Here is a 20140-nt window from a genome sequence, read left to right on the forward strand (position 1 = left end):
CTCGGTTGCTACCCGAGCAGCGCGCTGCGGTGCTCCCACGCCTGCCGCAGGATGCATGCGCCCGGTGAGGCCATCGGCTCTCGCGTCACCAACCTCTCCACCGTCGCTGCGGTGAAGGGCAGCCCTTCCGACACCGACGTCGAGTCGGCCGCGGTCACCAGCTCCCCCTCGGCGTTGATCTGCACGGTGTTGCCGAACAGCGGATCGAAGACGTCGGCGTCGAACACGACGACCGTCAGGAAAGTCGCCGTCAGCGTCAGCGTGTCGAGCCCCACTCCGAGGCAGTACGGCCGGACCCGACCTTGCTCGCGGCCCCTCTCCAGCGAGCGGTACAGCGGCCAGTTCTCGTAGTCCAGCGGCTCGCCGGAACTCCCGTCGCGCTCCGGCTCGCCCAGAAGCTCCTCGGAGAATTCGCGGATCATGCCGCGCCATAGGCTGAAGTCATTGGAGCGGTCCCAGCTCGCCACACTCGACGGCTGGAACTCACCGGCGGGGATCAAGCCGTAGATGCCGGCCGCGGTGGCGACCTTGGCGGGGTCACGCCAGTGCAGCAGGAACGTGGCATCACCGGGTCCACGCCGCCGCAGTGTGAGGGTTTCGACGGCCGGCATCACGAACCGCCGTCGCAGGTCGAACGGGTCGCCGACCAGGGCTCGCAGCGGAAGTTCGTTCCAGGACGGTGGCGTGCCGGTCCCGTCTCGGGCGTCGGCGAGCTCGTGCGCGACCGCCTCGGAAAGATCGAGCTTGTCGAAGTAGGTAGCGAGCCCGAACTCCAGCCGCCCGGTCGTCGATCCGAGCTCGGCGTCGAGGAGCCGGTAGCTGGGGCGGTTCTCGAAGAGCTTCGGCGCGTCGAGGTAGCGGATCGCCGAGGTGTAGCGGCTGAAGCGACGGCCCGGGGCCCGGAGCGGCAGGACACTCCACGCCTCCGGTTCGGTGCCGGTGACCTCAGCTCCCACGGCGTCGGAGTTCCACACGAGCTCGATCTGGCCGAGCGGCACCGGACGATCCGGAATCCAGCCGGGCGCCACCATGAACGGCAGGCTGCCGATCCGCAGCTCCCGAGCGTAGAGGCCGGCGGCCGCCCGGGCGAGATTCCCTCGGGACCGGTTGAGCCGGCGCCGGGTGCGGCGCCACGCCTCCTGGTTCGCCTCGATCGCATCCGACTCGCCGACCAGCGATGACGTCGACGGCGACGCGACCGGGCGAAGCAGGTCGTCGGACAGACCGAGCCGCGCGGGGCGAATGCCGAGCTGCTGGGATATCCGCAGCAACATGTGCACGTCCCGTACTTCACGCTGACCGGTTTCGATCTTCGAGATGTACGACTGGTCCATGCTCAGCAGCTGGGCGAGGTCAGCCTGGTTGATGCCGTGGGTCCGCCGGTAGTCGCGCAGGATCTCCGCGAGCAGGCCGGTGTTGAGCTCGACCTCAGCCCCGGTAGCGGGGGAGAGCCAGGACTGGTCGTCGACCACAGCACCCAGCCTTCCGCAGATTCGCGAACGTAAACGGCGAGCCTAGTAAATCCCCGTGGATTCCCGAGGGGAAACGGCGAAAACAGGTAGCTGACCAGGGCCTAGGCCGGGAAGTCCTGCCGCGAGATCACACATGCCACGGGGTCCTTGGACCTGCTGGTGCCCGGGGCGGAATCTCAACGCATGGACCAGGAAAACTTCCCCGCGACCAGCGACGATGCGCTCGGGCCGCCACATGACGACGATGCCGTGCGCCTCCTGCACGAGCGACTGGATGCGCTCGAAGCCCGGCTCGAGGCGGCGCTGGCAGAGCACCTCAGGGCACTGGCCGACGCTCGAGCTCGCCGATCCGCTGCCGCAGCTCGGCGACCTCCTCCCGCAGAGCCGTGAGCTCCGCGAGGACCGGGTCGGTTTTCTCGTCGGCATGTGGTGCAGGTGACTCCCCGACGAGTACCTGGGCGAGGTAACGCCCCGGCCAGCCCAGCGCCTCGGACACAGCGGTCAGCGTCTGCGGACGACGGCGGCGCGGATTCAGGTTGTGCTGCAGCTCGCGGACCGTCGTGATCGACACCTGAGCGCGAGAGGCCAGCTCCATCTGGGTCATGCGCAGGGCGGCGAGCCGATCGTGGATCGCCGTGGCAACAGCGTCCCAGTCCTCATCGGTCACAGCAGTCTCCACCACGACGCCAGCGTACGGCTCGTAAGTACCAATATCGAGCCCGATCGCCGACAACTGTGCCACCAGTGTCGGCACCGATCGTTGCTAGCATCAATATTGATGGTTATTGGCACCAGTTTGGAGGGAACCATGGAGCAGCAGCTCGCGGCCGAGAGGCCGCGCTTCTACAGCGTCGCCGAGGTCGCCCGGATGTTCGGGATGTCCTCGATGACGCTCTACCGGGCGATCGCCGACGGCAGCTTCCCGGCGATCAGAGTCCGCGGGCGTCTGATCGTCCCGGCCCGCGCGGTCGAGGGGATGGCGGAGGCCGCGGTCGTGGAGGGCACCGTCGTCGACGCCGCACGGTGGGTACAGGGGGCCTCCCGATGAGTACCCAGATCCCGGGCTCCGACGCCCAACTCGACGCCCTTCTGCGACGGCGCGACACCGCACTCGCCGACGTGTTGGCCGCGGATCGCGACCGGCGGCTCGCTCTCGTCTTCGCCGAAGAAGCGGAGTTCTGGTCGTCGCTCTACCGGCGCAGCCGCTCGCGCGTGGCATGGCGAGGTGCGCTCGCCGCGGAGGCGTGGGCACGCCACAACGCCGCGATCTGGCGGGAGCGGGCTGATGCCTCCGCTCGCGGACTCGACGGCACCGATCCGGGTGGACGGCTGGAGGTGGCGACATGGGCAGCGTCGGGCTCCTGATCCTCTTCGCCGTCGTCGGTGCCTTGATCTGTGCCAAGGCGCACTCGGCCGCTGGAGCCATCACCTTCGCCGTACTCGCCGTGGTCCTGCTCGTGACCACCCCGGTCGGGGACGGGCTCCCCGACGCGGTCAGCAGCTTCATGTCGGCGTTCGACGACGCCGCCACCCCCGCTCTCAACCGTGAACCAGACACCGGCCGCTGAGCCGCGGCCGGACAGTTATCAGAGGAAGGACCATGTCGTGACCCGGACGGACACGAACCACGACGGCGGGGGAGAACGACGGCAGCGAACCCGTGACTGGCGAGCGAGGGCCGCCTGCACGCATGTCGATCCCGAGATCTTCTTCCCGACCGCCGGACGCGGCCCCCATCAGGACCGGCAGATCGCACGAGCGCGCGCCGTCTGCACCCGATGCCCGGTACGCGAGGACTGTTTGCGGTTCGCCCGGGCCTGGCTCCCGTACGGCATCGCGGCCGGGATGACGGCAGGTGAGCGACAGCGCGTACTACGGAAGGAGAGTCACCGGGACGAGCCACGACGACCAGCTCACGCGCGGAGCGCGGTCATCGCGGCAGGGCGAGACGCGCTCCGGTCGGGCGCGAGCGTCCGGGAGGTCGCCGACCGGTTCAACGTGTCCGAGAGAACCGTCGAGCGATGGTCATCGCGCAACCGTGCCGATGACCGAGCCCAGTGCCCGCGGGGTGTCCGATGAGATCCGGCGACCAGGTGGCGGCGCGGCGGGAGGCCCGGTCCCGAATCCGTCAGCTGACCGAGCACGTGGCCGAGACGATATTCGGTGGGGCGGTCGTCGAGGTCCCGATTCCGGGGTTCACGGTGTTCGCCGACCGTCGCCTCGCCGACCCCATGACCGGCTTGCGCGCCGCGGAGCTGTTGCGTCGTGTCCTTGCTGCGGAAGTGGACGAGTACGCGCGCGCCTGTCGAGGGGTCGGCCGGACCTGGGATGAGGTCGGCGAGGCGTTGGGCGTGCCCGCTGGGCAGGATCGCCCGGTCGTGACATTCGAGTGGATCGTCGATGGGCGCCCGCCCGGCCCCGACGAGGACATCCTGCTCGCCGCGCCACCGTCGGCGTCCTGGTGGCGGTGCACGTCCTGTCATCAGCCCGTCCGGGATTCCGGGCCCTACGACGCCGACCCGGACGACAGCGAGGACGGTCACGCCGAGGACTGTGCACGCCACCGGTCCGACATCGCCGCCTTCCGCGCCCGTGTCGGGTGGGAGTCGAGATGACCGCGACGGCCCTCGGCATGGTTGTCCTCGTCGGCCTCGCCGCCGGGTTCTGGCATGCTGGCCGGCGGGCGCCCGCGGCGATGTTCGGCGGGGTCGCCCTGTTTCCTGGCACGACCGTCGCGCAGGAGATGTCTACGATCCTGCCCTGGCCGGCCACGGCCGCAGGCGGGTGCGTTGTGGCCGTACTCGTCTGGCACCGGTGGGTGAGAACGTCCGCGACCGTGACCCGCTGGTCGGCGCGTTCCCGCCGCAAGGCCGGTGTGGCCTCGACGTTCGACATTGCTCGGCTCGCATCCGGCCCGGCGATGCGGCGTCGAGCCAGGTCGGTTCGGCCCTCCACGTACGGCGAGACCTCGCGGTGGACACGCTGGTCGCTGCCCGTGGCCGAGGTGGCGGTCCGGCTGTGCCGCACCGGCCTGGTTCAGGTGTGGTCCTCGGTCGAGGATGTCGTGATCGTCTTCGGCGGCCCACGCGCGGGCAAGACCGGCTGGCTGGCCGGCCGCGTCATCGACGCACCCGGTGCCGTCCTGGTGACGAGCACCCGCACCGACCTGTACGAGCTCACCCGCGGGCTCCGGACCGGGCGCGGCCCGGTCTACGTGTTCAACGCGGTCGGCCTCGGCGGCCTCGAGTCGACCATCACGTTCGACCCGTTGACCGGATGCGCAGACCCGACGACCGCGGTGGAGCGCGCGGCGGACCTGCTTGCCGCCGCGAACCGGCGGGCCGTGGGCGATCGGGAGTTCTGGGAGGCCCAGGCCCGGCGCGTTCTCGCGGCATTGCTGCACGCGGCCGCACTGGGAAACCGGAGCATGGTCGAGGTCCAGGGATGGGTCGCGAACCCGGCCGAGGCCGAACGGGACGTCCTGATGCTGCTCCGCCGCAGCCGCGACCCGGCGTTCTCCCAGGACGCCGCCCAGTTCGTGTCCACCAACGACCGGACCCGGTCGTCGATCACGAGCTCGATCATGCCGGCGCTCGGCTGGCTCGCCTCCCCGGCGGCAGCCGCTGCGGCGGCTCCTGGCTCTGGCTTCGACGTCGCGCGGCTGCTGGACGACCAGGCGACGGTCTACCTGCTCGGTGGCGAGGAATCCCAGGCCGCGCCGCTCGTGTGCGCGCTGACCGGGCATGTCGCCCGCGAGGCCCGGCGGCTCGCTGCCGACAGGCCCGGGGGACGCCTGGATCCGCCGATGCGCCTCGCCCTGGACGAGGCGGCGTTGATCTGCCCGGTACCGCTGGAGAAGTGGACCGCCGACATGGGCGGGCGCGGCGTGACGATCGTGTGCGCGTTCCAATCCCGGGCCCAGCTGCTCGCACGCTACGGCGAGCACGACGCGGCTACGATCCTCAACAACACCGGAGCGGTGATGCTCTTCGGCGGCACCCGGGACCGCGACGACCTGCAGTTCTGGTCCACACTCACCGGCGACCGCGATGAACGCATCACCACCACGGACCTGCACGGCCGCGTCGCCTCGAAGACCGTCCGCCGAGTGCCGGTCCTGCCCCCGGCACAGATCGCGAACCTCCCGGTGGGGAAGGTCGTCGTAATCCGCCGCGGGATGGCCCCGGTGATCGGGCGCGCCCAGATGGCGTGGCACCGCCGTGACGTCCGCCGCCAGGCCCGGGCCCGGTGCCGGATCGAGCACCGGGCCGCCCGTCCCCGCTGGTGGTCCGTCCTCGCACTGCGCCGCGACGAGCGCCTCGAATGGCTCCTGACCCGGCTCGCGCGGCGCTGGCCCGGTCGCTTCGGCCGGGCTACCGGCCGGGTCCGGGATGCGAATGCGATGTTCCGGCAGCTCCGCGATATCCAGCACGGCCTGCCGACAACCGGCGACGGCATCGCGCCCGGGGGCGACGATCGGCCGGACCGGTGGGGCCGATGAAGAACCCCAATGACCACGGACGCTTCGCGACGGCCGCTGAGCTCGCGAACCTGGCGGCCGAGCTGAACCAGTGCACGCGCCGCGTCGATGAGGCCGCCGGCCAGGTGGCCGAGCTCGCCCGGCGTTTCGCCGGGCTCAGCACCACGGTCGCCGGACTTCTGGCACGGCCCGGCGAGCTGCCGCCGCCGTCGTGGCTGATGGCGCCGATGGATCGCGAGTGGGTGGCCGACTGCCTCGACGAGCTCGGCGGCTGGATGCGGGCGGTCTACCTCCGCTACACCGACGCTGCCCAGTCATTGCCGGACTGCTGGTGCTTCCACGCCGATGTCGTCGAGGAACTGCTCTGGCTGATGCACGCCTGGGCCAACGCCTACCAGGGCGGGCGGGCATCGGTGCAGCTGGTCGGGGACTGGCACGAACGTCTCCGCCCGGGGGTCGTGCGCCGCATCCGCACCTACGCCGGCACCTGCTCGTCGGAGGCACACCTCGTCCGGGAAGGGTGGCGTCAGGTCGCCACGGGCGCCCCAACGCTCCCCGCCGAGTGTGACCTTGGTGCGGTCGCCGCCTGGTGGGCGGGCGACCGGGCGCACTCGGCTCCGGAACCCACCGCAGCGCGCGCGGGCGGGATGGGCGATGTGCTCGACGGCCGGGGCGAGGTGCGGTGAGCCGAGATACCAGACTGTCTCCGCGCGGTCGGTGTGCGACAGCCGCGGGCATCTGGATCCCTGGGCTGGCGGTCGCGACGGGTGCGGCCGTCGCGACGGCCCACGGGCTGTTCGAGGTCGCCGTCGCAGCGCGAGTTCCGGCAGGCCTCGCGTGGATCTATCCGCTTATCACCGACGGGCTCGCCATGGTCGCCTACACCGCCACAGCGCGACTTCGTGGATCCGCCGCCCGGTACGCATGGGGCGTCGTGATCGGCGCCGCCGGACTGTCGGGCCTGGCGCAGGCCGCCTACCTCGCCTCCGATGCGGCGCTGACCGAGGGCGGGGCGATCGCGATCAGCCCGGCCTTGCGGTTCGGTGTCGGCGCCTGGCCGGCAATCGCGGCGGCCGTCGTCGCACACCTGCTCTACTTGCTCGCCGGATCCCGCCCGGTTGTCGACCGGCGCCCGCTGAACGGCAGGAGCCCAACTCCGAGCCACTTGTCCGGCACTGTTCAACCCCCGCTGACCGCTGGTGATGGAGGAACCGGCGACTCGAACACCGATCTGAACACCTCGCGGACGGCTGTACCCGCACGGACGACGCCGGCGTCCGCCGCAGCGAGGGTTGTGCCCGACGCGTCACCTCGGGACCGAGCCTGGGTGGCAGCTCTCCGCTACGCCGGTCGGCACGGCCGCTGGCCGACCGTCTCCAGCCTGGAAGCGGCCGCAAAGGTCTCCCGCGGCACTGCCGCGACCGTCCTGAAGACCCTGCGCGAGCAGCCACCGCAGGTACTCGACGCGACCCACGCCGCCGAGGACGAGCCCCGCGATGACGTCTGATCACCGCATCCCGAGCCACGATGACGCCGGCACCGCCCCGACTGCGAAGCAGACACCATCCGCGATCGACTACTCCGAACGACGGACACGGACGTCAAGATCAAGAGCTGCACACCTTGGCATCACGATCAGACGGCACGGCCCGGCCTCCGGCCGGCTCCGGCGTGGCCACACGGTTTCGGCCAGCGATGCCGGATGTCAAGCAGTGGTGCGGAGGCGGTCTTGGTGCTGAAGGTTGTCAACGGCTACAGCCCGGAGTACCTGCTCAAGGAGGTCGCGGCCGGGCGGGAGAACTACTACACGGGCGCGGTCGCCGAGGGTGAGCCCCCGGGACGCTGGTGGGGCGCCGGCGCGGAGAAGCTCGGTCTGACTGGGCTCGTCGACGCTCAGGACATGCGCGCCCTGTACGGGCGGTTCCTCGATCCCCGCGCCGACGGGTTCCGGGACCCGCAGCGGTGGGACGAGGTCGCGACGCTGGGTCCGGTGGGGCGGCGGTACGTATCCGAGGACGAGTTGTACGCCTCCGCGCTAGAGCAGGAGCCGTACGCCTCGGCTGAACGCCGCGCTGAACTCCGTACGGCGGCGGGTAAGCGGGCTCGGCACAACGTGGCGTTCCTGGATGCGACGTTCAGCGTCCAGAAGTCGGTGACCCTGTTGCACACCGCGTTCGAGGCCGAGGAGGTCGCGGCCCGCCGGCGGGGCGACGAGGAGACCGCGGCGGCGTGGGGCGAGTTCCGGGTGGCGGTCGAGGACGCGATCTGGGCGGGCAACAACGCCGCGCTGGCCTACCTGGCCGACAAGGCGGGGTACTCGCGGGTCGGGCACCACGGCGGGGCGGCCGGGCGGTGGGTCGATGCCCACGACTGGGTCGTCGGCTCGTTCTTCCAGCACGACTCCCGCGACCGGGACCCGCAGCTGCACGTGCACAACACGATCCTCAACCGGGTCGAAGGCCCGGACGGGCAGTGGCGCACGCTCGATTCGCGGGCGGTGCACCGGTGGCGGACCGGGGCCGGGGCGGTCGGGGAGCGGACGTGTGAGGAGCGGATCGTGGCCACGATCGGCACGCTGTTCGCGACCCGCCCCGACGGGAAAGCCCGCGAGATCGTCGGCGTGCCGGCGGAGGCGATGGCGTTGATCTCGAACCGGCGCCGCGCGGTCACCGCGAAGGCCCAGCAGCTGGTCGAGGCGTTCGAGCAGCGCTATGGCCGGGCTCCGAACGGCTACGAGCACGAGCGTCTGTGCCAGCAGGCCACGCTGGTCACCCGCAAACCCAAGTCACAGGTGGGGGAGACCCGCGAGGACCTGATGGAGCGGATCGGGGCCCGGATGCGGGCTGACATCGACGGTGGCCTGGCCGCCATCGCCGATGCCGCGCTGCGCGCCCGCCAGGAACATCGGGCGCCCGCGGCGTTCGACCCGCAGGCCGTCATCGAGCTGGCACTCGAGGAGGTCAAGACGCGAAAGCCGGTCTGGACGCGCTCGGACCTCACCCGAGCGGTCAACAACGCGTTGCCGGACTACCTTGGTGTCCCGGACGGCCGGGACGTCGCCGTGCTGCTGGACCAGCTCACCGACGCCGCCCTGGAGTACGCGGTCCCGGTGGAGGCCGAACGACCGGGCCATGAGCTGCTACCCGACGACCTACGCCTCGCTGATGGCCGATCCGCGTACCTGGCTCCGGGCGGGAAGCTGTATGCGACACCGGACCAGCTGCACACCGAGCGGATCCTGCTCGCTTCGACCACGGCCCGGGACGGCGCCGCCCGCACTCCGCGTCAGGCCGACCGCTTCCTTGCGGACCTGCGGGCGTCCGGAATCGAACTCGGGGTGGATCAGGCCGCGGCAGTGCGCGGGATTCTCACCTCCGGGGCCCGGGTGGAGACCCTGGTCGGCCCGGCCGGCACCGGGAAGTCCTTCGTCGTCGGCGTGCTCGCCCGCGGGTGGACCGCCCCGGCTGGCGTGGACACCTCGCCCGGCCGGGCGCCGCGGGTGTTCGGACTCGCGACCAGCCAGATCGCCACCGAGGTGCTCGCAGGGGAAGGCCTCACCGCCCGCAACGTCGCCTCGTGGTTGGGTGTGCAAGACCGCCTGCACCCCGGCGCGGCCGAGCAAACCAACCACCCGAGCGACGAGCGGTGGCGGCTGCGCGAGGGCGACCTCGTCGTCGTCGACGAGTCGGCCATGACCAACACCGATGACCTCGCCGCCATTCACGCCCGCGTCGAGGCGGCCGGGGCCAAGCTGCTGCTCGTGGGTGATCACCGCCAGCTCGCCGCGATCGGCGCCGGCGGCGGGATGGACCTGCTCGCCGCGTCCGGGAACCGCTACGAGCTCGCCGAGGCACGCCGGTTCACCGCACCGTGGGAGCGGGCGGCCAGCCTGCGGCTGCGCGACTGCGACGAGTCGGTGCTGCGCGACTATCACCGGCAGGGCCGGATCCTCGACGCCGGGACCGTCGAGGAGGCCGAGGCCTCCGCGGCACGCGCGTGGCTGGCCGACACCCTCGACGGGCACCGCAGCCTGCTGCTGGTCGGCACCAACGAGCAGGCCGACCGGCTGTCCGCCCAGCTGCGGGGCGAGCTGGTCCGGCTCGGGCTCGTCGCTGAGCACGGGGTCTGGCTGGGCCGCCAGGGCGTCCCGGCCGGGGTCGGCGACCTCCTCCAGGCCCGCCGCAACGACTGGGACCTCGCCGGGCTCGCGGGGAACCGCCGCGGCCCGATGAACCGCGAGACCTTCCGCATCACCGCTGTTTCCGACGACGGCTCGGTCGAGGTCACCACCGACACCCGCCGGGATGGCCCGGGGGAGCGACTGGTCTTGCCCGCCGCCTACGTCGAACGCGACCTGGCCCTGGGCTACGCCGGCACCGTGCACGCCGCCCAGGGCGCGACCGTCGACACCACTCACGCGGTGATCAGCCCGACCACCGGTCCTGCCGCGCTCTACGTGGCCATGTCGCGGGGGCGACACGCCAACACCGCCCACGTCACCACCCGCACCGCCCCCGACGACCCTGCCGACGGCTCACCCCACCGCCACGAGCTGCGCCGCGACCCGGTCGCCGTGCTCGCGACCATCCTCGACACCGCCGACCACACCACACCACGCGCGGCGACACAGGTCGCCGAGGACTCCGCCGCGGCCGCCGCCAGCACACGGACCGCGGCCGAGCTGCTCGCCGACGCCGCCACCTTCGCCGCGACCGAACGCACCGCGGCCACCCTGGACCGCCTGGCCACCGACGGTGCCCTGACCGGCGAGCAGCGCGACCGGCTCGCGGCCGAAGACGGGGCCGCCACCCTGACCCGGGTGCTGCGCCGGGCCGAGCTCGCCGGCCTGAACCCCGACACCGTCCTCACCGACGCCGTGCAGCGAGGCCCGCTGACCGGCTCCCGGAACCTGACCAACGTGCTCTACAGCCGCATCCGCGACGCCCACCGGTTCGACCCGGTCGGCGAAACCTGGGCCGACTACGTGCCCCGCACCGACAATTCCCAGTGGCGCGCCTACCTCAACAGCCTGGCCCTCGCCGCCGACGCCCGCACCGTCGAACTCGGCGAGCAGACAGCCCTCAACCCGCCCGGGTGGGCCACCGCGGCACTGGGGCCCGTTCCCGACGATCTGCTCGCCCGTGCGGAATGGTGCCGCGACGCCGGGCGGGTCGCTGCCTACCGCGAGCTGCGCGGGCACGACGACCCGACCGAAGCCCTCGGACCGGCACCGAAGCCGGGGCAGGTCGAGCAGTTCGCCGCCTACCGCGCGGCCTGGCGGACCCTCGGCCGGCCGGAGATCGAGCGCGAGCAACTCGAACTGTCGACCGGGCAGCTGCGCATGCGGGTCCGCGCCTACGAGCGCGAGCTGGCCGCCGCACCCCGCTACGTCGCCAACGAGCTCGCCGGCACCCGCCAGGCCGCGGCCGACCACACCCGCACCGCCGCGCTACGGCGCGCACAGGCCGACGCCGCCACTGACCCCGACGAACGGGCCCAGCTCCTCGACGACGCCACCCGTGCGACATCACTCGCTGCATTGCTGGCAGCCCGCGCCGAGCAGCTCCAAGAGATCGACGACGCCCGCGGCCACTGGCTCGTCCACACCGCTCAGACCCGAGTTCAGGCCGACCTGTCGCGGGCTGAACTGTCTGCACGTGGCGCCGAGGGCGAGCCTGATGATCGTGTCACCGCAGCCGAGTGGCTGGCCGCACACGACGCGGCCATCACCGAAGAAGAACGGCACCGCGAGATCACCGAGGACGACATCCTATCCGAAACGCCTGCTCAACGATGCGCGCTCGACGATGAGGTGACCGCCGACGAGCAGACGGCCACGAATCGCACGGACATCCGGGAGATGGCCGACTCCCGCGGCCCACAGGTGCGAGAGGACGCCGTCCGGGTCCCGGACACCGACGAGACGGCCGACCACCTCGACTACGCCGGCCGGGTACTGGAGGAGATCCGCTATCGGGAATCGGCCGAGAAACTAGACGCGGAACGGGCCATAGAGCTCGCTCGGTGGCACGACGAGCGCCGCGGGGACAACGCAGTCAGGGACGACCACGTCGACGAGGCTGCAGGACTGCGCGGATGACCCGGCTCGGGCCGCGGCCCGTGGACGATCAGAGCGGACGCGGACCGGAGTTCCGCCACGCCCAGCGCAAAGTTGCCTGTATGCCCTCGCACCAACCGGGACGCGATGTGAGAAGCAGTGGCTGCCGTTCCGGCAACAACTCCGCGGCCAGGAACTCGGCCTCGATCAACTCCTCGTACGCCCGAGTCCGCTTGCCCGACACAGGAGCCGCGGCGGGGCGACGTCGCCCATCCGGCGCCGTGTAGTCAGCGGTCGCGAGCCATTGACAGGTGGCCAGCACCCCGGCGGCGTACCAGCCATCGGTCTGGCGTGAAGTCGGTCCACCAGCCCGATCGCGCGCGGCCCGCCACACCTCGAGGAACTCCTCGGGCGGCACGCGCAGATTCGCACGCGGAATGCGCGTACTCCTCTCGGCGGTCGAGTCCATGTCAGCAGAGTCCCACACTGGAGCCGTCTCCAGACCAGCGATGCAGAGATCCCGAGTGCTCAACGGAAGGCCAGGGGCGCCACTCTCAGTCGCGGGGTCCATATTCGCGATGCCGTGGGATCGGCATCGGCCGTCGCCGAGGGGTAGCTGGACTCGATCCGCTGGAGCACGGACGGGCAGCCGGATCCGCCCCAGTCCGCAGCCTGACGGGCCCGCAAGCACGCCCTGCTTCCGCAGGCCAGGGCATGGCGTCTTGTCCGGCAATCAAGGGGTCCGCGTTGATGTCGGCGGCTCGGTGAGCCGTTCCGGTGGGTCGTTGTCCGGGCGGAGCCATCGCAGCCCGGCGGCGTCGGTGAAGGTGAAGGTGATGCGGTCGATCCCCGGGACGATCACGGCCTTGTTGTTCTCGTCGATGTAGGCCAGCGGCACCTTGAAGGTGTCCCCGGGTGTGACGACGCGCCCGATTCTCGGCCCATCGTCGTACGGCCCGAAGTCGACTCGCCAGCGCTGTTGCCCCTCGCGCCCGACGATGTGGAGGTCGACCACTTCGACATCGAACACCGGCGCAGGGCTGCTGTTGTGGATCTTGACGAGGACGAGCGTGTCTTCCCATGCGGCGTCCGAGTAATCCGCCTCGACGGTGATCAGCCGGGCTTGTGCGGCGTCGCGGTCGGTCTGTTCCTCGCGCCGCCACTTGCGGTCGCGCCAGCCGAGCCAGACCGCCACACCCACCGCAGCGGCGGTGAACAGCGCGCCCGCGGCCTGGCCGATGGCGGCGATCCAGTCGGCGACGTGGGGGGCGTCGGCGGCAGAGACCATGTGATCAGTGAACCAGGGACGGCCAGGGTCACTAGATCGGTACGCTCCCGACCATGGACCCCGACTCGTGGGCCGCGACCGCCGCAGTCGCCGCGTGGGCCGGGTTCGTTGCGACCGCTGGTGCCGGGTTCTTTACCTTCCGACAGGCGAGGACAGCGCGCGAGGCGCTGAGGGAGACCAAGCAGGCCCGCCAGATCGCCAGCGACCAGGCGCGGAGCGCCCGCGAGTCCGCGACTTCAGCGAGCAAGGCCGCCGAGGCGGCGCTCTGGCAGGCGAGGAACGCCGAGATGCAGACGCAGCTCGCGCGGGCGGAGTACGACCGTGCCGACCGGCCTCGGTTCGAGATCACGGCGGAGCCGGTGCGCGACGACTGGGATGTCGTCCGCGCGCGGGTCGTCGAGTCCCCGGGGATGCTGTCGGTGACCGTGTACTGGATCGCCGAAGCAGTCATCCCGGACGGCGAGATCGCCGCGGACAGCAAGCTGAGCGTCGCGCCGCGGGCCGAGACGCATCGGCACGTGGCGAGGAACGGCGACGTCGCATTCGGCCTCGCCGTGCCGCCCGCGGCCGTCCGCGGCAAGATCCAGTTGACCGTGGCCTGCGCGGAGCAGGACGGCGGTCGCTCGTGGCCGCCTATCCCGGAGGTCGTGCGATGGGAGCGTCCGCCGGAGCCGTTCGCCTACTACACCGGTTGGCGCGGCCAGCGGCGCCGCCCGGGCCGAGCCCGGTGCAGCTCACCTTCCGGGTCCGCCTCGACTTCCCGCTCGGCCCGCTGTGCCTCGTCGTACGCCTGCTCCGCGGTGACCCGGTCCGGCCGGTCTCCGTCGAGCAGCTCGGCCTCGTTGCCGTCCTGCGAGACGAGCGCTTCGAACTCGTCCTCCGTGCGGTCCACGGTCGACAGGCACTCGGGGCACAGGATCGACGCGGACGGAGGGAGTGGTTGGCTGGCCAGCGCGACGTACCCGTCGCAGACCGCGCAGCGCAGCGCCCACCGCTTGCGTCCGCCCCGCGGCACGGACGCCGCGGTCGGCACGGCCTTGATCTCCAGCTCGCCGGGGCCGCCCGGTCTTGCCGGTGTAGAGCCGGGCGTCGGGATGGGCCCCGAAGAGGGCGGGCGACACCTCGTAGAGGTCGACTTCGAGCAGCTCACGGACGCCATCGCGCATGCGGTGCCGGGCGGCCTTGTAGCCGATGCTGAACGCCGCCTCCTCGCCGAAGAACTCGATGGTGGACAGCGCCTCCTTGCCTTCCTTCACCGCCGTGTTCAGCCGCACCGTGGCGATCAGCGCCCCGGCCTCACGGGGCCAGGGCCGCCCGGACCCGGTCCGCCGCGGCAGCCGGTGGTCACCGGGCATGAGTTCTTTGATCTCGACGACGCGCCCGATGGGGCAGTCCCACCGGTGCGGGTTGCGCACCCTCGAGACCGCACGACCCAGACCGTGAGACTGGCTGTCTCAGTCGGGCTTCGGACCGGTCTCGTCATCGGGTGGCGGGCCGGACGGGCGCCGATCGCCGAGCCGCGTGACATTCCCGGCCTGCTCGACGCCTCCGCTTCGCGTGCGGGACGGTTCGCGACCTGCTCACGTCGCCTCGCGGCGGCCCGGGCTCCGGGCTCGTCGAGCCGTTCGAGACGGGCGATCTCACCCCGGTAAGCCGCGAGCACGCTGTCGAGTAGTGCGGGGGCTCGGCTCGACGTCGGTGCCGCCGCCGTCGGCGACCTCCAGAGCGGCGAGGATCGCCGCGATCGCCCGCCCCTGGGCCGCGGTGATCGCGGCGTCGTACGCGGCCTCGCGGAGGCGCTGGCCCGGTGTCGGGCCGACCACCGTCGGCAGGTGGAGGGCGCGCCGTAGGGCGGCGAGCAGGCGGGCCAGGGGTCCACGTCGCCGCCGGGTGGTGGCCACGTCTGGGGGTCGTGCGGGGCCGTCGGCGACCGCCTCGGCGGCCGGCGCGGTCGAGGGTGTTCATGATCGGAATCGGCTCCAGAGATCTCGGATGCACCGCCCGCCCGGGGTGTGGTCACCGGGTCGCGGGCGGCGGTTGTGTGGTGGGGGAGTCGGGCCCGATCCGGTCGGGCCCGGAGCCGGTGTTGTGTGTGCGAATGTGTGTGCGCGACGCACACGAATCGACATCAACCGGCATCGATTGCTATTCGGTCGAACCGCCATTGTCGTGCAGGAATGTCAACGGCTTGCAATCGGTGGTGTCCCCGTGAGATCTCTGGGGGTCAAGGGGTCGCAGGTTCAAATCCTGTCGTCCCGGCAGGCAGAAGGGCCGGTATCCGTGAGCGTCGGATACCGGCCCTTCGTCATGTGACCTGCAGGTTTGTGGGTGTCCCGTGGTTCCCGGACGTCCCCCGCCCTCTCGCGTTCTCGATCTCGTATGGCTGTCCGGACCGGCGTGAGTGACTAACTGAGTGTCTACGGTTCAGCGACCGGGAAGATGTCGTCCATCGCGGTGGCACCGTGCTCCAGGACCGGCCGGATCTGCTGACGGTAGACGGCCTCGGTGATCGCGGTCCCGCTGTGGCCGACGAGCCGGGAGATGTGCTCCAGCGGAACGCCCGAGTCGGAGCGCAGCGAAGCCGTCCTCCTCTCCTGGGGCGCCCTTCACCGGACGCCGATAACGCGGTGGCTCATGAGGTCAGCCATCTACTACGTCGATTGCTTGGGCAGGGTGTTGCGGAGCCCGGGTGCACGAGGCTGTGTCGTGGCCGGCCACCGGGTCCGTGGCCATAGACAACGCCTTGCGGACTCGCGGAGCGTGCGTACGGCATAGGTATCGGGCCCTTGACCACAGCGGCGATCTTCACGAGGTCCTTGCCGTCGTGGCCTGCTGCGGGAGCCTGATCAGCATCAGGGCGACCAGGCTGAGTGCTGCGGCGACGGCGACGTACACCGAGGTGGACAGGCTCGTGCCGGTCGCGGCGTACAGCGCGACCATTGTGAACGGCGCCAGGCCGCCGCCGATGATGTTCGAGAACTGCGTGCCGAGTGACACTCCGGCGTACCGGATGTCGGGCGGGAACATGGCTGCCCAGATTGCCGTGCCGGGACCGAACATCAAGCCGACCGCGAGCTGCCCGACCGACGCGGCGAGGACGATCAACGCGAAGCTCCGCGTCTCGACGAGCGGGAACAACGCGAACATCCATACGCCGGCCAGCGCGGCACCGCCGCCGTAGACCTTCCGGTGGCCCACGAGGTCGGCCAGCCACGCACCGGCGACCGTCCCGACGCCAAAGGCGATCATGGACAGCATCACGGCGGTGAGCATGGTGCTCTTCGGCATGTCGAGCTCGCGCGTCCCGTAGTCGATCACGCCCGTCGCGATCACGTAGAACGTGATCGTCGCCGGCAGGTACCCGAACACGACGAGCAGCATCTGCTTCGGTGCGCGGAGCGTTCGGATCACCGAGGACTGCGCGCGACGCTCCTCGATCGCGGTCTCGGCCCGGTGGAACTCCTGGGAGTCCTCCACGTAGCGGTGCAGGAAGAACGCGACCGGGAACATCAGGACGGTCAGCAGGAACGGGATCCGCCACCCCCACGCGGCGAACTGCTCGGGGGTGGTCACGCTGCTGATGAACAGGAAGGCCAGCGTTCCGCCCACCATGCCGACCACGACACCGAGCTGGGGGATCGCCCCGTACAGCGCCCGCCGGTTCGGCGGGGCGTTCTCCAGGGCCAGGAGCGTCGCCCCGCCCCACTGGCCGCCGACCGAGATTCCCTGGAGCACCCGCATGAGCGTCAGCAGGACCGGCGCGGCCACCCCGATGACGGCGTAGGTGGGCAGCAGGCCGATCAGCAACGTGGAGACGGCCATCAGCATGATCGCCCCCAGCAGGGCGGGCTTGCGGCCGTGCTTGTCACCGAGGTGTCCGAAGATCGCGGCACCCAGTGGCCGGCCGGCGAACCCGACCGCGAACGTGGCGAACGCGGCGAGCACGCCGACGACCGGATCGACCGACGGGAAGAACTGGCTGTTGAGCGCCAGCGTCGCAGCCGTGCCGTAGATCAGGAAGTCGTAATACTCGATCGACTGCGCGGCGATGGTCGCGACCAGGACACGTCGGCCCCTGGTGCGTTGACGTCCTTGCGGTTCGGTCGCCGTAGTCGGCTCGGAGGATGTCGGCGTCGCCATTGAACGCCCCTTTCCGTGTCGGAGACGTGCCGCGATCCGCAGCAGGGCACGAGGGAAGGAAAAATCGGTCGCACTCGGAAGCCGGGAGCCAAAACGGTGGGGGCTCCCGGCACGCGGACCGAGGCTATGTCCGATGCCGGCGACATTCAATTCGGAGTTCCCGAATCGGCACTTCGCGACGCGTGAGTTGGAGATGACCGCGGACTGATCTAGCGTCGGTGGACGTGAATGAATCGACGTCGGCCCGCGACCTCCGTGGCCCTCTGGCCGGAATCCGGGTGGTCGAGCTCGGAGGCGTCGGTCCGACGCCGTTCTGCAGCATGCTGCTCGCCGATCTCGGAGCGGACGTCGTACGGATCGAGCGTCCTCCCGGCTACGACGGCGGCGCGCCGGTCGACCCGCGCTTCGACCTGCTCCACCGCAGCCGCCGTGCCGCGAGACTGGACCTCAAGAACCCGGACGCGGTCCAGGCCGTGCTGCGTCTCGTCGAGCAGGCCGACGCGCTCGTCGAGGGCTTCCGTCCCGGCGTCGCCGAGAAGCTCGGGCTGGGGCCCGACGAGTGCCGGGCGCTCAACCCGCGCCTGGTGTACGGCCGGATGACCGGGTGGGGGCAGGAGGGCCCGTTGGCGCAGGCGCCCGGGCACGACCTCAACTACATCTCACTGACCGGGGTCGTCCACTCGATCGGTGAGCGCGGCGGCCCGCCCGTCATCCCGTTGAACCTGGTCGGCGACTTCGGCGGCGGCGCGCTCTACCTGGCACTCGGCGTGGTCTCCGCGGTCCTCGAGGCCCGGCAGTCGGGCGAGGGCCAGGTCGTCGACGCCGCCATGGTCGACGGGTCCGCCTCGCTGATGACCGCGATGTACGGGTTCCGGGCCGCCGGGTACTGGACCGACCGGCGGGGCACGAATCGCCTCGACTCCGGGGCGCCCTGGTACCACGTCTACGAGACGCGCGACGGTGGCTGGATCGGCATCGGGGCCAACGAGGCCCGGTTCTGGCGGAACACCCTGAGATTCCTCGGACTCGCCGAGGACGAGATGCCCGACCAGCACGACCAGCGGCATTGGCCCGAGGTCACCGAACGGCTGGCAGCGGTGTTCCGCACCCGCGACCGCGACGAGTGGTGCGCGCTCGCCGAGCGGCAGGACCTGTGCCTGGCCCCGGTGCTGTCCATGGCCGAGGCGCCCCAGCACCCGCACCTGCGTGCCCGCGAGACGTTCGTCGAGGTCCACGGCGTCGTCCAGCCGGCTCCGGCGCCCCGGTTCAGCCGGACTCCCGGTGCGATCGGCGACCCGCCGGCCGAGCCGGGCAGGCACACCGACGAGGTGCTCGGCGACTGGGGCTTCTCGCCGGAGGACCTCGCGTCGTTGCGTGCCGCGGGCGCAACCGTATGAGACGCACTTCGAGGCGGGCGAACCCCCGTTTCGAGAACGGTCAATTGTTTGTCCGGATCAACGAGATTAGGGTCGAAGTCACTCGCGGCACCGACGGGCCGGCGTCGATCGATATGAGCACAGGAGCGCGAATTCATGTCCGAGAACTTCCTCGACGATTCCCAGTCCGACTGGCTCGCCACCGTGAACGACTTCATGGACAAGGAGGTCACGGTCGAGTACGTCCGTAACTGTGACTTCCATCGTGAGTACCCCTACGAGGCGTACGAGAAGATCGCCAAGCAGGGCTGGCTCGGCATCATGATCCCGGAGGAGAACGGCGGATCCGGGGGTGACATCTTCGACTACTCGCTGATGGCCGAGGGTCTCGGCAAGTTCGGGTTCGACTTCGCGTGCTCGGTGCTCGTGCCGACGTTCACCGCGATGAACATCGTCAAGTTCGGCTCGCCCGCCCAGCAGGAGCGTTACGTCAAGCCGTTCATCGACGGACGGATCCGCTTCTCGGTGTCGATCTCCGAGCCGGACGCCGGGTCGGACGCGGCGGCGACGAAGACGCACGCCCGCCGCGACGCGGGCGGCGACTGGATCGTCTCCGGCTCGAAGCTGTGGTGCAGTGGCGCCGCGGCCGACGACACGATCATCGCGATGCTCGTCCGTACCTCGGAGAACAAGCACAACGGCCTGTCCGTCCTGCTGATCCCGAACGACACCCCCGGGCTGGACATCCGCAAGCTGCCGACGCTGTCCCGGCACGCCACGGGCACGACCGAGATCTTCCTCGACGAGGTGCGGGTCCCGGCGGACGCGCTGCTCGGCGAGGAGGGGGACGGTTGGAAGATCATCACCGACCACCTGGAGCTGGAGCGCTGCGCCGTCGCAGCGGCGTACGTCGGGAACGCCCAGACCGCTGTCGACACCGCCAACCGCTACGCCCAGCAGCGGACCCAGTTCGGCAAGCCGATCTTCGACTTCCAGGTCCTGAAACACACGCTCGCCGACTGCCAGACGCAGGTGGACGCCGCCCGCCTGCTCTGCTATCGGGCGGCCCAGATCAAGGCCAGCGGCCGGCCGGCCGCGCGCGAGACGTCGATGGCGAAGCTCTACGGATCCGAGACGCTCAAGCGCTGCGCGCTGGAGGGCATGCAGATCCTGGGCGGCTACGCGAACCTGCCCGAGGCGGACATGGAGCGCTACCTGCGGGAGAGCGTCCAGTCCACGATCGGCGGCGGCACCTCACAGATCCAGCGCACGATCATCGCCAAGTCGATGCGTCTGCCGGCGTAGAACGACCACGAGGAGAAGGAT

At 70.9% G+C, this 20140-nt stretch carries 18 protein-coding genes; 12 read left to right on the forward strand and 6 right to left on the reverse strand.

Features of this window, described 5'->3' with window-relative positions; all coding sequences use genetic code 11:
- Positions 1–8: 8 nt before the first annotated feature.
- Entirely contained in the window at positions 9–1472 is a 1464-nt protein-coding gene (locus H7X46_RS11485; protein ID WP_186359388.1) for a helix-turn-helix transcriptional regulator, read from the reverse strand.
- A 316-nt stretch (positions 1473–1788) separates the two neighbouring features.
- Entirely contained in the window at positions 1789–2226 is a 438-nt protein-coding gene (locus tag H7X46_RS11490) for an XRE family transcriptional regulator (RefSeq protein WP_186359389.1), read from the reverse strand.
- 54 nt (positions 2227–2280) lie between these two features.
- Here H7X46_RS11490 and H7X46_RS11495 point away from each other — a divergent pair, with 54 nt between their 5' ends.
- The 9 genes from H7X46_RS11495 (at position 2281) to mobF (ending at position 12052) form a co-directional block, all read left to right on the forward strand.
- On the forward strand, positions 2281–2520 hold the full coding sequence (locus H7X46_RS11495) for a helix-turn-helix domain-containing protein (RefSeq protein ID WP_186359390.1): 240 nt from the start codon (positions 2281–2283) through the stop codon (positions 2518–2520).
- The gene (locus tag H7X46_RS11500) at positions 2517–2837 is read left to right on the forward strand and encodes a hypothetical protein (protein WP_186359391.1); all 321 of its coding nucleotides are present in this window, start codon (positions 2517–2519) and stop codon (positions 2835–2837) included. The genes H7X46_RS11495 and H7X46_RS11500 overlap by 4 nt, the downstream gene beginning before the upstream one ends.
- Positions 2816–3040: a hypothetical protein gene (locus H7X46_RS11505; protein WP_186359392.1), complete on the forward strand. Its 225-nt coding sequence runs from the start codon at positions 2816–2818 to the stop codon at positions 3038–3040. The genes H7X46_RS11500 and H7X46_RS11505 overlap by 22 nt, the downstream gene beginning before the upstream one ends.
- A 37-nt stretch (positions 3041–3077) precedes the next feature.
- On the forward strand, positions 3078–3551 hold the full coding sequence (locus tag H7X46_RS30610; RefSeq protein ID WP_186359393.1) for a WhiB family transcriptional regulator: 474 nt from the start codon (positions 3078–3080) through the stop codon (positions 3549–3551).
- A 14-nt stretch (positions 3552–3565) separates the two neighbouring features.
- Positions 3566–4087 (forward strand): hypothetical protein, encoded by a 522-nt coding sequence (locus H7X46_RS11515; RefSeq protein ID WP_186359394.1) that lies wholly within the window; start codon positions 3566–3568, stop codon positions 4085–4087.
- On the forward strand, positions 4084–5973 hold the full coding sequence (locus H7X46_RS11520; protein WP_255426122.1) for a type IV secretory system conjugative DNA transfer family protein: 1890 nt from the start codon (positions 4084–4086) through the stop codon (positions 5971–5973). Before H7X46_RS11515 ends, H7X46_RS11520 begins: the two co-directional genes overlap by 4 nt.
- Complete coding sequence (locus tag H7X46_RS11525; protein ID WP_186359395.1) at positions 5970–6638, forward strand: hypothetical protein; 669 nt, start codon at positions 5970–5972, stop codon at positions 6636–6638. Before H7X46_RS11520 ends, H7X46_RS11525 begins: the two co-directional genes overlap by 4 nt.
- On the forward strand, positions 6635–7459 hold the full coding sequence (locus tag H7X46_RS11530) for a hypothetical protein (RefSeq protein ID WP_186359396.1): 825 nt from the start codon (positions 6635–6637) through the stop codon (positions 7457–7459). The genes H7X46_RS11525 and H7X46_RS11530 overlap by 4 nt, the downstream gene beginning before the upstream one ends.
- 225 nt (positions 7460–7684) lie before the next feature.
- Positions 7685–12052 carry a MobF family relaxase gene (gene mobF / locus H7X46_RS11535; protein WP_370589063.1) on the forward strand — a complete coding sequence of 1456 codons (4368 nt, stop codon included), beginning with the start codon at positions 7685–7687 and terminating at the stop codon, positions 12050–12052.
- Between the two features lie 28 nt (positions 12053–12080).
- On the opposite strand, the gene H7X46_RS11540 is transcribed toward mobF, so the two are convergent.
- Both H7X46_RS11540 and H7X46_RS11545 read right to left on the reverse strand, forming a co-directional pair.
- The gene (locus H7X46_RS11540) at positions 12081–12479 is read right to left on the reverse strand and encodes a hypothetical protein (RefSeq protein ID WP_186359398.1); all 399 of its coding nucleotides are present in this window, start codon (positions 12477–12479) and stop codon (positions 12081–12083) included.
- Between the two features lie 264 nt (positions 12480–12743).
- Positions 12744–13298 carry a hypothetical protein gene (locus H7X46_RS11545; protein ID WP_186359399.1) on the reverse strand — a complete coding sequence of 185 codons (555 nt, stop codon included), beginning with the start codon at positions 13296–13298 and terminating at the stop codon, positions 12744–12746.
- 53 nt (positions 13299–13351) lie between these two features.
- Between H7X46_RS11545 and H7X46_RS11550 the strand changes: the two genes are divergently transcribed.
- Complete coding sequence (locus H7X46_RS11550; protein WP_186359400.1) at positions 13352–14950, forward strand: hypothetical protein; 1599 nt, start codon at positions 13352–13354, stop codon at positions 14948–14950.
- Here the strand turns inward: H7X46_RS11550 and H7X46_RS11555 are convergent.
- The gene (locus H7X46_RS11555; RefSeq protein WP_186359401.1) at positions 14939–15199 is read right to left on the reverse strand and encodes a hypothetical protein; all 261 of its coding nucleotides are present in this window, start codon (positions 15197–15199) and stop codon (positions 14939–14941) included. The genes H7X46_RS11550 and H7X46_RS11555 overlap by 12 nt on opposite strands.
- Positions 15200–16103: 904 nt before the next feature.
- Positions 16104–17438, reverse strand: coding sequence for an MFS transporter (locus H7X46_RS11560; RefSeq protein WP_186359402.1), 1335 nt, complete (start codon positions 17436–17438; stop codon positions 16104–16106).
- Between the two features lie 224 nt (positions 17439–17662).
- Here H7X46_RS11560 and H7X46_RS11565 point away from each other — a divergent pair, with 224 nt between their 5' ends.
- Together H7X46_RS11565 and H7X46_RS11570 are read left to right on the forward strand one after the other, a co-directional pair.
- Positions 17663–18835, forward strand: a complete 1173-nt coding sequence (locus H7X46_RS11565) for a CaiB/BaiF CoA-transferase family protein (protein WP_186359403.1) — start codon at positions 17663–17665, stop codon at positions 18833–18835.
- Positions 18836–18970: 135 nt separating this feature from the next.
- Positions 18971–20119, forward strand: a complete 1149-nt coding sequence (locus H7X46_RS11570) for an acyl-CoA dehydrogenase family protein (RefSeq protein WP_186359404.1) — start codon at positions 18971–18973, stop codon at positions 20117–20119.
- The last annotated feature ends 21 nt before the right edge of the window (positions 20120–20140 follow it).

The sequence above is a fragment of the Pseudonocardia sp. C8 genome (assembly GCF_014267175.1).
Lineage (GTDB): Bacteria > Actinomycetota > Actinomycetes > Mycobacteriales > Pseudonocardiaceae > Pseudonocardia.

Excerpts from the sequence above, each read along its gene's own strand:
- H7X46_RS11550 (WP_186359400.1), top strand. The coding sequence starts at position 13,352 with ATGGACCCCGACTCGTGGGCCGCGACCGCCGCAGTCGCCGCGTGGGCC.
- H7X46_RS11505 (WP_186359392.1), top strand. The coding sequence starts at position 2,816 with ATGGGCAGCGTCGGGCTCCTGATCCTCTTCGCCGTCGTCGGTGCCTTG.
- H7X46_RS11560 (WP_186359402.1), bottom strand. The coding sequence starts at position 17,438 with ATGGCGACGCCGACATCCTCCGAGCCGACTACGGCGACCGAACCGCAA.
- H7X46_RS11545 (WP_186359399.1), bottom strand. The coding sequence starts at position 13,298 with ATGGTCTCTGCCGCCGACGCCCCCCACGTCGCCGACTGGATCGCCGCC.
- H7X46_RS11495 (WP_186359390.1), top strand. The coding sequence starts at position 2,281 with ATGGAGCAGCAGCTCGCGGCCGAGAGGCCGCGCTTCTACAGCGTCGCC.
- H7X46_RS11570 (WP_186359404.1), top strand. The coding sequence starts at position 18,971 with ATGTCCGAGAACTTCCTCGACGATTCCCAGTCCGACTGGCTCGCCACC.
- H7X46_RS11520 (WP_255426122.1), top strand. The coding sequence starts at position 4,084 with ATGACCGCGACGGCCCTCGGCATGGTTGTCCTCGTCGGCCTCGCCGCC.
- H7X46_RS11500 (WP_186359391.1), top strand. The coding sequence starts at position 2,517 with ATGAGTACCCAGATCCCGGGCTCCGACGCCCAACTCGACGCCCTTCTG.
- H7X46_RS11540 (WP_186359398.1), bottom strand. The coding sequence starts at position 12,479 with ATGGACTCGACCGCCGAGAGGAGTACGCGCATTCCGCGTGCGAATCTG.
- H7X46_RS11525 (WP_186359395.1), top strand. The coding sequence starts at position 5,970 with ATGAAGAACCCCAATGACCACGGACGCTTCGCGACGGCCGCTGAGCTC.